The 14,454-nt window shown below is 76.2% G+C and carries 12 protein-coding genes; 6 read left to right on the forward strand and 6 right to left on the reverse strand.

The genetic code is table 11. The annotated features are described in order from the left end of the window. Positions 1-16 precede the first annotated feature (16 nt). From DE149_RS07415 to DE149_RS07425, 3 genes are all read right to left on the reverse strand, one after another. Positions 17-1,366, reverse strand: a complete 1,350-nt coding sequence (locus DE149_RS07415; RefSeq protein ID WP_113914248.1) for a sensor histidine kinase — start codon at positions 1,364-1,366, stop codon at positions 17-19. Then, positions 1,363-2,028, reverse strand: a complete 666-nt coding sequence (locus tag DE149_RS07420; protein ID WP_036316202.1) for a response regulator transcription factor — start codon at positions 2,026-2,028, stop codon at positions 1,363-1,365. Before DE149_RS07420 ends, DE149_RS07415 begins: the two co-directional genes overlap by 4 nt. A 317-nt stretch (positions 2,029-2,345) precedes the next feature. Then, positions 2,346-3,800: an L-lactate permease gene (locus DE149_RS07425; protein ID WP_036339358.1), complete on the reverse strand. Its 1,455-nt coding sequence runs from the start codon at positions 3,798-3,800 to the stop codon at positions 2,346-2,348. An 82-nt stretch (positions 3,801-3,882) separates the two neighbouring features. On the opposite strand from DE149_RS07425, the gene DE149_RS07430 reads away from it, so the two are divergent. From DE149_RS07430 to DE149_RS07445, 4 genes are all read left to right on the forward strand, one after another. Next, positions 3,883-5,037 (forward strand): nitronate monooxygenase, encoded by a 1,155-nt coding sequence (locus DE149_RS07430; RefSeq protein WP_069941557.1) that lies wholly within the window; start codon positions 3,883-3,885, stop codon positions 5,035-5,037. A 65-nt stretch (positions 5,038-5,102) separates the two neighbouring features. Beyond that, positions 5,103-6,446: a sensor histidine kinase gene (locus tag DE149_RS07435; RefSeq protein ID WP_069941556.1), complete on the forward strand. Its 1,344-nt coding sequence runs from the start codon at positions 5,103-5,105 to the stop codon at positions 6,444-6,446. 56 nt (positions 6,447-6,502) lie between these two features. Next, complete coding sequence (locus tag DE149_RS07440; RefSeq protein ID WP_113914249.1) at positions 6,503-7,195, forward strand: response regulator transcription factor; 693 nt, start codon at positions 6,503-6,505, stop codon at positions 7,193-7,195. Between the two features lie 364 nt (positions 7,196-7,559). Continuing rightward, on the forward strand, positions 7,560-7,826 hold the full coding sequence (locus DE149_RS07445; protein ID WP_113914250.1) for a hypothetical protein: 267 nt from the start codon (positions 7,560-7,562) through the stop codon (positions 7,824-7,826). A 13-nt stretch (positions 7,827-7,839) separates the two neighbouring features. Here DE149_RS07445 and DE149_RS07450 read toward each other — a convergent pair whose 3' ends face one another. Next, positions 7,840-8,415, reverse strand: a complete 576-nt coding sequence (locus tag DE149_RS07450) for a TetR/AcrR family transcriptional regulator (RefSeq protein ID WP_113914251.1) — start codon at positions 8,413-8,415, stop codon at positions 7,840-7,842. 165 nt (positions 8,416-8,580) lie between these two features. Here DE149_RS07450 and DE149_RS07455 point away from each other — a divergent pair, with 165 nt between their 5' ends. Together DE149_RS07455 and DE149_RS07460 are read left to right on the forward strand one after the other, a co-directional pair. Beyond that, on the forward strand, positions 8,581-9,423 hold the full coding sequence (locus tag DE149_RS07455) for an ABC transporter ATP-binding protein (RefSeq protein ID WP_113914252.1): 843 nt from the start codon (positions 8,581-8,583) through the stop codon (positions 9,421-9,423). A 2-nt stretch (positions 9,424-9,425) separates the two neighbouring features. Then, entirely contained in the window at positions 9,426-11,960 is a 2,535-nt protein-coding gene (locus DE149_RS07460) for an FtsX-like permease family protein (RefSeq protein WP_233490720.1), read from the forward strand. 199 nt (positions 11,961-12,159) lie between these two features. On the opposite strand, the gene DE149_RS07465 is transcribed toward DE149_RS07460, so the two are convergent. Together DE149_RS07465 and DE149_RS07470 are read right to left on the reverse strand one after the other, a co-directional pair. Continuing rightward, a complete protein-coding gene (locus tag DE149_RS07465) occupies positions 12,160-13,170 on the reverse strand; it encodes a bile acid:sodium symporter family protein (protein WP_036314479.1) in 1,011 nt (336 codons plus the stop codon). Positions 13,171-13,288: 118 nt separating this feature from the next. After that, the gene (locus DE149_RS07470; RefSeq protein WP_036314481.1) at positions 13,289-14,284 is read right to left on the reverse strand and encodes a hypothetical protein; all 996 of its coding nucleotides are present in this window, start codon (positions 14,282-14,284) and stop codon (positions 13,289-13,291) included. Between the last annotated feature and the right edge of the window lie 170 nt (positions 14,285-14,454).

Here is a 14,454-nt window from a genome sequence, read left to right on the forward strand (position 1 = left end):
CGGCTGCCGCCCCGGCTCAGCGCAGCGGCAGCTCGGCGCGGACCACCCAGCAGCCGCCCAGCGGGCCGGCCGTGAGGGTGCCGCCGAACACGGCCACGCGCTCGCGCATGCCGGCCAGGCCGAAGCCGCTGGCCATCGCGACCACCACGCGGTCGCGGCGGGGCTCGCCCTCGTCCATGGGGCTGGCGATGCACAGCACGAGGCGGTCCGCGCCCTCGAGCTGCGAGGTCAGGCGCACCGTGCCGCGGCGCGGGGCGTGCTTGAGGATGTTCGTCACCGACTCCTGCACCACACGCAGCACGGTCAGCTCCAGGGAGCGCGGCAGCTCGTCCAGCTCGGTCAGCGAGCGCTCGACCGCGAACCCGGCCGCGTGCAGCTGGGCCTCGAACTCGTCGAGGCGGGCCGGCAGGTCCACGACGGCGTCCCCCTCCGCCGTCTGCGCGTTGCGGGAGGAGCCGCGCAGCGCGGTGAGCATGCGGCGCAGGTCCACGAGGGACTGCCGGGCGGCCTCCTCGATGGCCTTCTCCGCGGCGGCCCGTTTGTCCGGGTCCCTCTGGGTGGGCAGCATGGCGGCCTGCATCGAGATCACGGTGAGCCCGTGCGCGACGACGTCGTGCAGCTCCGCCGCGATCCGCTGCCGCTCGGCCTCCGCGGCGCAGGCGGCGGCCTCCTCGGCCCGGCGCAGGGCCGCCTCGCGGTCCCGGGCCCGATGCCGGGATCGGCGGATCATGAAGGCCGGCACCGCCACGCACAGCGCGACGATGAGCGTGATGACCATGACGCCCTTGAGGCAGTCCTCGTCCGCCCACGTGCCGTCGGTGAGGACCTCGCCCGCGACGGTGAGCAGGATGAGGGCGCCCAGGGCGAACCAGACGAACACCCGGTGCGAGTACCGCGTCACCATGGCCGCGCCCAGGACGACCCCGCCACTGAACGCCTGCGGGGTGAGGTGCGCGTGGTCCGCCTCCACGAGGCCCACCAGACCGAACGTGCACCCGAGCAGCACGAACACCGCCGCGAGGGTGGGCTGCCACCCGAACAGCAGCGTGACCAGCACGCTCGCCAGGAACAGGACCCAGCGCAGGAGCGGCTCCCGCCCCTCACCCGTCAGCCCGCCGTCCTCCTCGAGGATGCCCGCGAGTTCGGGGTCGGCGCTCAGCCCGGCGGCCACCGTGGGCCCCAGCATCAGGGTGAGGATCTCCCCCAGCACCATGAGCCCGACGATCACGTAGAGGACGATCCGCGTGTGCCGGGAGACGGGTTCCGTGCGCAGGATCGCCGGCAGGCGGGAGCCCAGGGGAGACTCGGCAGGCGGGGGCGACGTCGCCGTCGTCGTCCGAGCCGGGGCGGGCGCCGCGATGCTCATCCGATGTCCACGAGGCCCGCGCGGGCGGCGCGGATGAGGATCTGCACGCGGTCACGGACCTGCCACTTGTCCAGGACCTTGCCGATGTGGGACTTCACCGTGGCCTCCGCGAGGAACAGGGCGCCGGCGATCTCCGCGTTGGAGGCGCCCTTGGCGAGCTCGCGGACCACGTCCAGCTCGCGCTCGGTGAGGCGCTCGTGCGGGGCGAGGGGCTCGGCCGGGCAGGGGGCGGTGTGCTCGGGGGCCGCGGTGACGGCCTCCACCAGGTCCGCGGCCACGCGGGCGGAGAACACGGCGTCCCCGGCATGGACGCGGCGGATGGCGTCCACCACCTCGGCCGGCGGGGCGTCCTTCACGAGGTAGCCGGCGGCGCCGGCGCGCAGGGCGGGCACGAGGTACTGCTCGGAGGAGAAGGTGGTGATCGCCAGGACGCGCACGCCGGGGGCCTCGGCGGAGATGCGCGCGGTGGCCTCGACGCCGTCCATGCGGGGCATCTGCATGTCCATCAGCACGACGTCGGGGGCCAGCGTGCGGGCCGCCTCGAGGGCCTGGACCCCGTCCTCGGCGGAGCCGACCACCTCGAGGTCCTCGGCCTGGGCCACGAAGTGCTCGAGGGCGGTGCGCATCAACGCCTGGTCGTCGGCCACGACTACTCGGATCATGGCGCCCAGCCTAGGAGGCGCACAGGCCGCCGCGCGTCCACCGAAGGTCGACGTCGGCCCCCGCCTCGGGGCGGACCGGGCCGGCTCCCGCGCCCGGCCGGCCACCGCAGTCCCGGCGCCTCCGTGGGCAGAACCCACAACCCCATCGCCTCCGTGGGCAGAACCCACAACCCCATCGCCTCCGTGGGCAGAACCCACAACCCCGTCGCCTCCGTGGGCAGAAGAGAGGGCACTTCTGCCCACGGAACGCTCTGGCCTGCCGCTTCCGCCCACGGAACCGGGCCGCCCCACCCGGGCCCCGCTCCACCCCCCGCGCGTCACCGCGGCAGCAGGAACCAGCCCATCACGGCCATGCCGAGGATCCCGGCGAGCATGGCCGGCAGCAGCACCACGAACAGGTTCCGCCGCGTCACGGCCCAGCCGGGCATCTGCGGCGACTGCGCCCCCGCGGCCATGCCGTGGGCCACCTGGATGCGAGCGGGCCCGGCGACGATGCCCCAGCCCGCGGCCGCGTTGTGCAGGCCGTTGGACCAGGGCGGGGGGACGCCCAGGGCGGCGCCTGTGTCCATCTGCAGGGGGCCGATCAGGGCCATGGCCCCGGTGTTCGAGGCCGTGATGAAGCCTGCGAACGCACCGAGGAACGGCATCGCCACCAGGTAGGACTCCCCCATCCCGCTGAGCGCGCCCGCGAGCGCCTGCGAGACCCCGCCGGCGGAGAGGATGAGCCCGAACGCCACGTAGAGCGCGTTGGGGATGGCGGTGCCCACCCACAGCTTCCCGGCCTCGCGGGGGACGCGGCGGCGGGCGGCGGCGTCGAGGTGGAGCAGCTGCACGCCCACGCCCACCGCCACGAACGCCCACAGCGCCGGCGTCCCCACGAGGGCCGCCGCCCCCTCGAGCCCGAACGCGCCCTTCACGGTGGTGCCCAGCACGGTGCCGGCCATGAGCGTCAGGTACGGCACCACGTCCCGCCCCGGCCCGGGCAGCAGCCGGCCGCCGCGGATCACGAGCAGCCAGGCCACGGTGAGCACGAACGTGGCGACGGCGCCCGCCGGCGCGGTGCCGACCACGAGGTTCGCCCCCAGGATCAGCGCCCACTGGGCGACCCCGGAGAGCACGGCGACGCCGAGCCAGGGCAGTGTCCGGGCCGGGCCGACGTCGACTCGCATGCCGCGCGCCCCGCGCAGCAGCAGCACCGTGGCCACGCCCGCCACCAGGCAGGCCGGCAGGTTGAACACCGCGGCGGTGACCCCGATCTCCCGGAAGTCCAGGCCGAACAGGCGGGCGCCCATGAGCGTGCCCGGCGCCATGGACCCCCACGGGCCGATGGTGAGCGCGAGGACGGAGATCAGCGCGGACCGGAACGCCGTGTAGCCCAGACCCAGCAGCAGCGGCACACCCACGATCAGGGAGACGCCGAACCCGGTCACGGTCTCGAGGAACGGGATGACGCCGTGCACCATGAGCAGCGCGGTCGCGATCGTGGGGCCGTTGCCCGCCGACAGCCACGCGGCCAGGCGCGCGTGCCCGCCCGAGTACTCCATGACGCGGGACAGGGTGATACCGCCAGCGATGATCGCCAGGATCTCGAGCAGCGTGGGCACGCCGGCGCCGATCGCGCCGCCCAGGTCGCCCGGGGCCACGCCGAAGGCCGTGAGGGCCAGCAGCACGGCCACGGCCGTCCCGGCGGCCGGGGCCACCCACGCGGGCAGCCGGGTGAGCAGCAGCACGAGGGTGAGCAGGATGGGTGAGAGCGCGAGCAGCACCTCCACGGCGCACCCCCTCTCCTCGTGTACTGCGCCCCACTGTAGGCGCGGGGTGGGGCCGACACCCCTCCCCTTTACTCTGGGGGTCATGACGCAGCCATCCCACCCCGACGACGTCACCCGCGCCCGCCTGATCCCGCCCGTGCCCGTGGCGGTGGCCCCGATGGCCGGCGGCCCCTCGACCCCGGAGCTGGTGGCCGCCGTCGTCGGCGCAGGCGGCGGCGGGTTTCTCGCCGGCGGCATGCGGACGGCCGCGCAGATGCGCGCGCAGGTGGACGCGCTGCGCGCGCTGCTGGGCGCGGAGGGGCCGGACCGCTGGGGCGTGAACCTGTTCGTGCCGGACGCGGTGAACACGGCCATCCCGGACGCGGCGCGCACGGAGGCGGCACGGTCGGCGCGGACGGCGGCCGTCGCCGCGTACCGGGCGGGCCTGACGGCCGACGGCGCCGCCGGCCTGCCCACCGCCGCGGACGTCGTCCCGGACCCGGACGCCGAACGGGCCGACTTCGACGCCCTGCTCACCGCCGCCGAGGAGCAGGCGTGGCCGCTGGTCTCCTTCACGTTCGGCCTGCCGGCCGCCGACGTGTTCGCCCGGCTCGCCGCCGCGGGTATCCCGGCCGGAGCCACCGTGACGGACGCGACCGAGGCGCGGGCCGCCCTCGACCACGGGGCCGCGTTCCTCGTGGTGCAGGGCCACCGCGCCGGCGGGCACCGGGGCACGTCGGACCCGGCCGCGGAGCCGACCCGCGCCGAGATGCCGACGGTGCTGGCGGCGGTGCGCGACGTCGTCGGGACGGGGGCCGCGAGCGCCATGCCCGTGGTGGCCGCCGGCGGCGTGGGCACCGCCGAGGACGTGCGCGCCCTGCTCACCGCCGGCGCGGACGCCGTCGCGGCCGGCACCGCGTTCCTCCTCACCCCGGAGGCGGGCACCTCGGCGGCGCACCGGGCCGCCGTCGCGGCGTGTGCGGCCGGGACACGCTTCTCCGCCGACGACGGCCGGGCCCGCACCGCCCTGACCCGCGCCTACACGGGGCGGTGGGCGCGGTCGCTGGCCACCGCGTTCATGGCGGAGCACCCGGACGCCCCCGCCGCGTACCCCGAGGTCAACGTCCTGACGAAGGGGCTGCGCGCCGCCGCCGCGGCCGTCGGCGACCTCGAACGCGTCCACCTGTGGGCCGGCACCGAGGCGCACCGGGTCCGTGAGGCGCCGGCCGCCGACGTCCTCGCCTCCCTCACGCCCTGAGGACCGCCCCGGATCATCCCGCGGGCTGACGCCGGCCCCTCCGCCTGCGGCCTAGGCTGGCCCGCGTGAACCCCCTGCGCCGCCTCGACCAGTGGACGCGCCTGCACCCCGTGCGCACGGACGTGATGGCCGCCGCAGCCCTGTTCACCGTACTCGTGGCGCTCCCGTGGATCGCGCTCGGGCCGATGGTCGCCCCGGACCCCCAGGGCCGGCAGACGGCCGTCTCCCTCCTGGCCGGGGCCGGCATGGTCCTGCCGTGGGCCGTGCGTCGGGTGCGCCCGGTGGCCTCGGCCGCCGTCGTGACGGCCGCGGCCGTCCTGCACCTGCTCGCCGGGCCCGAGTTCAGCCTGTCCCTGCTGATGGTGCCGCTCACCGTCTACAACCTCGCTGCGAACGCGCCCCGGAGCGTCTCCGTGGCCGGGCTCCTCCTGGGGCTGGTCGGCGGCGTGGCCAACGGGGTGAAGGTGTGGCTGTTCCCGGCGCAGTTCGTCACCCCCGACGGCCTCACCGTCCGCTCCCCCGCGGAGCCGCTGGCCATGGTCATCATGGCGATCGGCTGCGGGCTCATGGTGCTCACCGCGTGGGCGTTCGGCGACGTCGTGCGCAACCGCCGCCTCACCGTGCGCGCCCTCGAGGACCGCGCCCACCGCCTCGAGGTGCAGTCCCGGCAGGAGCGCGAGCTCGCCGCCGCCGACGAGCGCAGCCACATCGCCCGGGAGATGCACGACATCGTCGCCCACTCCCTGCAGGTGATCATCTCCCAGGCCGACGGCGCCCGGTACGCCGCCGCCGCCAAGCCCGCGCTCGCGGTCACCGCGCTCGAGACCATCGGCCAGACCGGCCGTTCCGCGCTCGCGGACATGCGCCAGCTGCTCGGCGTGCTCCGCGAGACCGGCGAGACCGTGGCCGGGGTGCCCGGCGTGACCGACGACGACGCCCGGCGACCCGCCGCCGACGTCGTCGCCTCCCCCGACGGCCGCGGCACCCGCCTGCCCCCGGGCCGCCGGCCCCAGCCGCGACTCGCGGACCTGCCCGCCCTCGTGGAGACGATGCGCCTGTCCGGGCTCGAGGTGTCCCTGCTGGAGACCGGCACACCCCGCCGCACGCTGCCGGCGGGTGGGGAGCTGGCGGCGTACCGGATCGTGCAGGAGGCGCTCACCAACACGCTGCGCCACGGCGGGCCGGACGCGGACGCCTTCGTCACGCTCGCCTGGACGGCGCACGGCCTGGACCTGCAGATCGACGACGACGGCTGCGGCGCCGCCGCCGACCCCGCCACCCGGGGCAGCGGCCAGGGTCTGCGGGGGGCCGCCGAGCGGACGGCCCTGTTCGGCGGGACGCTCGAGACGGGGCCGCGCGTCGGGGCCGGGTACCGCGTGTCCGCCCACCTGCCGTACTCGGCGGTGTGAGGGGTGGCCGCCCCCGTCTCGCCCGCTCACCCCGCCCGACTTGAGAGGATGACCCCATGAGCTCTGAGGAGACCGTCCCCGTCCGCGTGGCCCTGGTGGACGACCAGGCACTGATCCGCTCCGGGCTGGCCATGCTCGTGGACTCGCAGCCGGACCTGACGGTCGTGGCGGAGGCGGGCAGCGGGCGCGAGGCGGTGGCGTCGGTGTCCGTGGCGGGCGCCGACGTCGTGCTGATGGACGTGCGCATGCCGGAGATGGACGGCATCGAGGCCACCCGGACGCTGCTGCAGCGCCCGGACGCCCCGCGCGTCGTGGTGCTGACCACCTTCGACCTGGACGAGTACGCGTTCGACGCGATCGAGGCCGGGGCCAGCGGGTTCCTGCTCAAGGACGCGCCGCCGGAGGAGCTGCTCGCCGCGATCCGCACGGTGCACCGCGGCGACGCCGTGATCGCCCCCTCCACGACGCGGCGGCTCATGGCCCACATGGCGCCGCGCCTGCGCTCGGACCACGCCCGCACCGCCGAGTGCGAGCACGAGCAGGCCGCCGTGGAGTCCCTCACCCCCCGCGAGCGCGAGGTGCTGGTGCTCATGGCGCAGGGCGCCGCGAATCTGGAGATCGCCGCCGAGCTCGTGCTCTCCGAGGCCACGGTGAAGACGCACGTGGGCCGGGTGCTGGCCAAGCTCGGCGCCCGCGACCGCGTGCAGGCCGTGCTCATCGCCCACCGCGCGGGCCTCGTGCAGTTCTGACCCGCCGTTCCGTCCCCTCGCTCCCGCTCCACTCCAGCCCCTGCCTCAGCCCCTCCCCCCTGCCCCACCCCTCGTCGAGGCCCGCGGACACGCCGCTACGCCGACGTCGTAGCGGCGTGTCCGCGGGCCTCGACGGTCGGCCTGGGCGGCGGGGCCCCTCCCTGACTCTCCCCCCAGGCACCTGCCAGCACAATCACAGGTCATACCTGGGTATGAGTCGAGCGCCCCGAGGTTCATCCTCATGGCCCTGCCGGTGCGCCCACCCGCTCCCCGATGCTGGACGCAGGCCCCGCAGCGGGTCCGCCGCCGGGGTGCACACGCCGACGGCCGCCCCCGGCCCGACGCGCACTGGAGGAGAGGCACCATGACCGGCAGCATCCTGGACCACCCCACCCCGACGACGTCCCGCGGCTCCGACCCAACCGCCGAGCAGGCGCAGCGGGACAGCGAATGCGTGGCCTTCTTCGTCGCGCTGGTGACGGCCGCCGTCGTGATGCTGGGCCTGAGCCTGTTCACGGGGGTCGAGGGGCTGCTCCGCCTGGCGCTCACCGCGGGCGCCGGCCTGTTCGCCGGCGCCGTCGCGTGGGCCACCGCCCGCCCCGTCCTGGAGGACGACGCCTCCGGCGACTGACCGTGCCGCGCCCTCAGGGCCGCAGGCCGCGCAGGTACGTGCCCAGCAGCCAGGTTTGCTGGTCCGGGCCGTGGCCCGGCAGCGCGCACTCCGGCGACCGGGTGACCATGAGCAGGCCGAACAGGTAGTCCGCCCCGGTCACGTCCGGGCCCACGAGCCCGGCCCGCCGCGCCTCGGCCACCACCTGGTCCGCGAGCTCGAGGATCACACGCTCGGCCTCGGCGATGAGGGCCTCGGGCGGCCGGTCGGCGGGGTCGAAGTCGTCCCGGGCCGCCGCGAGCGAGGCCAGGTTCACGGCCCCCAGGTCCTCGGCGAGCCGCCGCCACCGCGCCTCGGTCCCGCCGTCGTGCCCGTCCCCGACCGCCCCGTCGAGGAAGGCCTGCAGGATCCCCCCGGTGCGGGCCACGACGTCCTCGAGCACGGCGTCCAGCAGATCCCGACGCGTGGGGAAGCGCCGGTACAGCGTCCCCACGCCGACCCCGGCCTCCTGCGCCACCCCGCGCAGGGACATCGCCGCCCCCTGGGTGGCGATGAGACGGCCGGCAGCCGCCAGCAGGTCCTGGCGGTTGGCGCGGGCGTCGGCTCTCATGTCCCCATCATCCCACCCTGCCCCGCTCCGCCCGGCGGCGGGGACCTGACGCCCTCGGGTCCCCGCCTCGCCGGCCCGCCTCATCCCCGGGCATGACCCGCCGCCCGCGGAGGTGGTCCCCTCCTCCGATCCGCCCCGCCGCGTCCGCACGGAAGAGTGGGTTCCATGGACACCCCACGCACCTCGCACCCCGCCTCCTCCACGACCCCCGGCCCCGTCACGCCGGGGCCGGGCACGCCGTCGTCGTCCGCCACCACGACGACGGCGCCCGCCGTCTGCGCCCGCGGCCTCACCCGCGCCTACGGGCGCGGTGACGCGCAGGTGCACGCCCTGCGCGGGGTGGACGTGGACTTCGCCTCGGGCGCGTTCACCGCGATCATGGGGCCCTCGGGCTCGGGCAAGTCGACGCTCATGCACTGCCTGGCCGGGCTGGACGCGCCGACCTCGGGCTCCGTGCGGATCGGCGGCACCGAGATCACCGGGCTGGACGACACCGCCCTGACCCGCCTGCGCCGCGACCGCGTGGGCTTCGTGTTCCAGGCCTTCAACCTCGTGCCCACGCTCACGGCCGAGCAGAACATCGTGCTGCCGCTAGAGCTGGCCGGCCGCACCCCGGACCGCGCGTGGCTGGACGAGATCACCCGCACCCTGGGCCTCGCGGACCGGCTGGGCCACCGCCCGCACGAGCTCTCGGGCGGTCAGCAGCAGCGCGTCGCCGTCGCCCGTGCCCTGCTCACCCGACCGGACGTCGTGTTCGGGGACGAGCCCACCGGCAACCTGGACACCGCCACCTCCGCCGAGGTGCTCGGCCTGCTGCGCCGGTCCGCGCGGGAGATGGGCCAGACCGTCATCATGGTCACCCACGACCCCGTGGCCGCCTCCGCCGCCGACCGCGTCGTGCTGCTCGCGGACGGCCGGCTGGCCGGCGAGCTCGTGGACCCCACGGTCGAGTCCGTCACCGCGGCCCTGACCGCCCTGTCCGCCCCGGCCGAGGGCGGGGTGCGCTGATCATGTGGACCGTCGCCCGCTCCCAGCTGCGCACCCAGCCGCGCCGCTATGTCTCCCTGGTGCTGGCCATCCTGATCGGCACCCTGTTCCTCGCGGCCTCCTTCCTCGTCTCCTCGACGGCGCAGGCCACCCTGCGCGCCACGCTCGGCAGCACCTACGCCGGCGCCGACCTCGTGGTCCTGCCGGGCGGGTCCGAGGACGTGTCCGACCTCGCCGGCACCTCCGCCGAGCCCGGCCCGCTGGCCCGCCTGGACGGCGTCGAGGAGGCGTACGCCCTACGGATGGCGTGGGCGACGGCCCGCGCCGCGGACGCCGAGTTCGGCACCACGGTGATGCCCCTGCCCCGCGACCCGGCCCTGGCAGGCCTGACCGTGACCGCCGGCGCCCTGCCCGCCGCCGACGACGCCCGCGGCGTCACCCTCGACGCGCAGACCGCGGACCGGCACGGAGTGACCGTGGGCGACGTCGTCACGCTGGCGAGCGAGTCCGGGCCCGCCCCGGCCACCACGCCGGTGGACGCCGTGGTGACGGGCCTGACCCAGCCCTCCCCCGACCCGATGCTCTCCGGGCAGGCACAGGTGTGGGCCTCACCCGCGGCGCTGACCGCGGTGCAGGGCCAGGACGGGGAGGCCGGGTTCACCCCCCACCTGCTGCTGCGCCTGGCCGACGGGGCGGACATCCCCGCCGTCGCCGCGGCCGCCCGCGCCGAGGCCACCGCGGCCGGGGTGGACGTCGACGTCGCGACCCCGGACGAGGCCGTGCGCTCGGCGGTGACGCAGCTGAGCGGCGGCACCGACCTGCTGGGCTGGGTGCTCGGCGGCTTCGCGGCGCTGGCCCTGCTGGTGACCGCGCTCGTCATCGCGAACACCTTCCAGGTGCTCGTGGCCCAGCGCACCCGTGACCTCGCGCTGCTGCGCACCATCGGCTCGACGACGGCCCAGGTGCGGGCCTCCGTGCTGACCGAGGCCGCCGTCGTGGGCGTGGTGGGCTCCGTGCTGGGCGCCGGTCTCGCCGTGGCGATCGTGGCCGGCGTGGCCGCGGCCGCCCGCGCGATGCTGGACCTGCCGTTCCTCACGTTCGGGTTGCACCCGGCAGGGCTCGCCGTGTCGGTGGCCGTGGGCGTGGCGGTGACGGTCCTGGCCGCGCTGGCCCCCGCGGTGGCCGCGACGCGCGTCGCCCCGCTCGAGGCCCTGAGGCCCAAGGACGAGGTGACCGCCGCATCGCGCGGCGGCCGGGTCCGCACGGCGATCGGGCTGGTGCTGGCCGTCGGCGGCACCGCGCTCATGCTGGGGGGCGTGTCCACGCGGGAGCCGGTCTCGGCGATCGGCGGCGGCGCGCTGTCCTTCGTGGGCGTGCTGCTGCTGGCGCGGCTGTTCGTGCCCGCCGCGGTGCGGGGGGCGGCGGTGCTGGCCCGTCCGGCCGGCGTCCCCGGTCGTCTGGCCGGGCTGAACGCGGTGCGCCATCGGTCCCGGACCGCCGCCACCGCCGCGGCCCTGCTCGTGGGCACCACCCTCGTGGCGCTGTTCCTCACCGGCGGGCGCACCGCCCAGGAGCAGACGGCCCTCGCCCTGGACACCGCCTATCCGGTGGACCTGGTGGTGCAGCTGCCCGCCGACGCGGACCCGGCCCGTGCGGCCGAGGCCGTCGCCGCGACGGAGGACGTGCAGGCGGTGGCCCTGGCCACCCCGGTAGGCGCCACGGAGAACGGGTCCCCTGTGCTGGCGACGCCGGCCGCGGACCTGCGCGCCGTCGTCGCGCGCCTGCCCGAGGGCGTGACCGGCCTCGGCGACCCCGGCACGGCGCTCGTGCCCGACTGGGTCGAGGCGGATCCGGTCCGCGCGGAGGTGGCGGGGGCCGAGCGGACGTTCGTCCCGGTGCGCGCGGGCTCGCTGAGCTCCGGCGTGTACGTGGCGGCCGAGCCGCTGCGCGAGGCCGGGTGGGACGGGGCCGCGGACGCCGCCGTGCCGGGCCAGCTGCTCGTCGCGCTCGACCCCGGTGTCCCCGTCGACCGCCTGCAGGGCCTGAGCGAGGACGTGACCCGGGCCGCGGGCGCCGGGGCGGCCGTGATCGACGGCGGGGCCGGCGAGCGCGCGCTCTACGCCCGAATCATCGACGCGATGCTCGGGATCGTGGTGGCGCTGCTGGCGGTGTCCGTGCTGATCGCGCTGATCGGCGTGGCGAACACGCTGAGCCTGTCCGTGATCGAGCGGACGCGCGAGAACGCGCTGCTGCGGGCCCTCGGCCTGACGCGAGGCGGACTGCGCGGGGCGATCGCGATCGAGGCCGTGCTGATCGCCACCGTGGCCGCCGTGCTGGGCTGCGCCCTCGGGGTGTTCTACGGCTGGGCGGGGGCGCAGCTGGTCCTCGCCGACCTCTCCGCGACCGCGGGCGCCGGGACCGCGGTGCGCCCGGCCGTGCCGTGGCTCGAGCTCGTGCTGGTGGTGGCCGTGGCGGCGCTGGCCGGCCTGGCGGCGTCGCTGCTGCCCGCGCGTCGGGCGGCCCGGCTGAGCCCCGTGGCGGGCCTGGCCGCGGTGTGAGCGGGCCTGGCCGCGGTGTGAGCGGGCCTGGCCGCGGTGTGAGCGGGCCTGGCCGCGGTGTGAGCGGGCGGGCCGCGGTGTGAGCGGGCCGCGCCACGGCCCTCACTCGCGCGCTGCCCGGCGGCCGGCGTCGTCGTCGACCGTCCGGAATCGTCTGCAGAACTGACCCTTCTGGGGGTCCGATCCCGCCTCGGAGGGGTCAGTTCCGCAGACGATTCGCCGGGGCCGAGCCGGGGGCGCCCGCGGCCCTGCGGCCGTCGGAACGGCGGTAGGCCATCGCGAGCACGGCCCCGGAGAGGTTATGCCAGATCGAGAACACGGCGCCCGGCAGGGCCGCCGCCGGCGAGATGTACTGCGCGGCGAGGCCCGCGGCCAGGCCCGAGTTCTGCATGCCGACCTCGATCGAGACCGTGCGCGCCACGGGCGTGGGCAGCCGGAACAGCTTCGCCGCGCCGTAGCCGAGCAGGTAGCCGAGCCCGTTGTGCAGCACCACCGCTGCGAACACCAGCAGGCCCGCCGACAGCACGCGGGAGGCGCTGTTGCCGACGACGGCGGCCACCACCAGCGCGATGAACACCACCGAGACCCACGGCAGGGCGGGCAGCACGCGGTCGACGACGCGGCGCAGCAGCAGGCGCACGACGAGTCCGCCCAGGACCGGCAGGAGCACGATGTTCACGATGGACTTGGCCATGGCGCCGCCGTCGACGGCCATGTACTGGCCGGCCAGCCACAGGGTGAGCAGCGGCGTGAGTAGCGGAGCCAGGAGCGTGGACACGGAGGTCATGGCCACGGAGAGGGCTGTGTCGGCGCGGGCGAGATAGCTGACCACGTTCGAGGACGTGCCGCCCGGGGTCGAGCCCACGAGGATCACGCCCGCCGCGAGCTCGGGCGGCAGCTGGAGCACGACGGCGACGCCGAGCCCCAGCAGCGGCATGATCGCGTACTGCGCCACCACGCCCAGCAGCACGGGCAGCGGCCGGCGGGCGACGAGGCCGAAGTCCGGAAGGGTCAGCGTCAGGCCCATGCCGAACATGATGATCCCGAGGAACAGGTTCACCTGGGGCAGCAGCGTCTTCGCGGCGGTCGGGGCGAGGAAGCCCACGAGCGCGGCGGCGAGCACCAGCAGCGGGAAGACGGTGACGGCGATGCGCGCGGAGCGGTCTTCCGCGCGGCGGGCGTCGGTGGGGGCGGGATCCGGTGCGGTCATCCCGTCATGGTAAGAGCGGGGCCGCGGTGCGTCGTCGCGTGACGCGGCGCCGTCGTCGGCCTTCCGGAATCTTCTGCGCCCCTGACCCTTCTGGACGTCCGCTCCCGCCCCAGAAGGGTCAGTTCCGCAGACGATCCTCCGCGCCACCGGCGTCGAGACCGCCACGCTCCGCGATCGCGGCCCGCACCAGCCCCGCCGTCTCGACGAATCCCCGCCACCGGTCCGTCCCCGCCACCCGGATGTTGAGCCAGCCCTGACGCAGGAACACCGCGTCCCGGCGGGTGTCCTTGCCGACCTGCGCGGCGCCGTCGTGGGTCTTGCCCTCGTAGTGGATCGCGATCCGCCACCGCCGGTAGCCGAGGTCCGCGCTGGCGGGGTGCCACAGCGAGTAGTCCGGGTCCCAGAGCTCGATCTGCAGGTCCGGCTCGGGCAGCCCCGCGGCCATCAGCGCCAGGCGCAGTTCGGTCTCGGCCGGGGAGTCGGAACCGGTGCGCACGAGCGCGAGCGCCTCCCGCGCCCGCACGATCCCGGCCTCGCCGGTGTGCCGCTCGAGCGCGGCGCCGAGCTCCCGGCGGGTGGCCAGCGCGACCTTCCCCCGCCGTTCGTCCTCCCGTGCCAGCCGATCTCCGACCGCCACGAGCGCGTCTCGGTCCAGGACGGTGGCCAGGTGGAACCAGGTGTCGGCGTGCGAGGTCCATCGCAGCCCGTGCAGCCGGTCCCTCCGCACGAGGACGCGGTCTAGGTCCACGAGCCGGGTGCGCACGCCGGGCTCCCGCAGCACCCGGCGGGTGCGGGACCGCAGGACGGTAGGACGCACCCGGGCCTTCACGTCGTCCGGGAGGGGCCAGCCCAGCAGCCGGGCCACGGACTCTCCGGTCACCACGACGTCGGGACGCATCGCCGCCAGGTCCTGCAGCCGGGACAGCTCGGTGGCGAGGGGACGCGCGGGCGGCGTCGCCCCGGTGACGGGGCCGATCCAGCGGTAGTGGCCGTGCGCGACGCGTTCGACGTCCCGGCTGCGCAGCCGCGACCCGGACACCCCGGCGGCCAGCGCCTGCGCCCGCGTGAACGGGGCGTCCTGGAGGTGGGCGGGGAAGGGTCCGGGCACGCGCATGGCCCCGATCCTGCTCGCTCCCGACGTCGGCGGGCCCGGTTGTCCACAGGCCCTGCGGAGGCGTCGGGCCGACGTCGTCGTGGACGTCCTGCCGCGCGCTGGGAATCCGTTGCACATCTGACCCTTCTGGGCCGCCGCGCAGCGCTCGGAAGGGTCGGATCCGCAGAAGA

This window comes from Micrococcus sp. KT16 (genome assembly GCF_003315015.1).
In the GTDB taxonomy this organism is placed as follows: Bacteria; Actinomycetota; Actinomycetes; order Actinomycetales; family Micrococcaceae; genus Micrococcus; species Micrococcus luteus.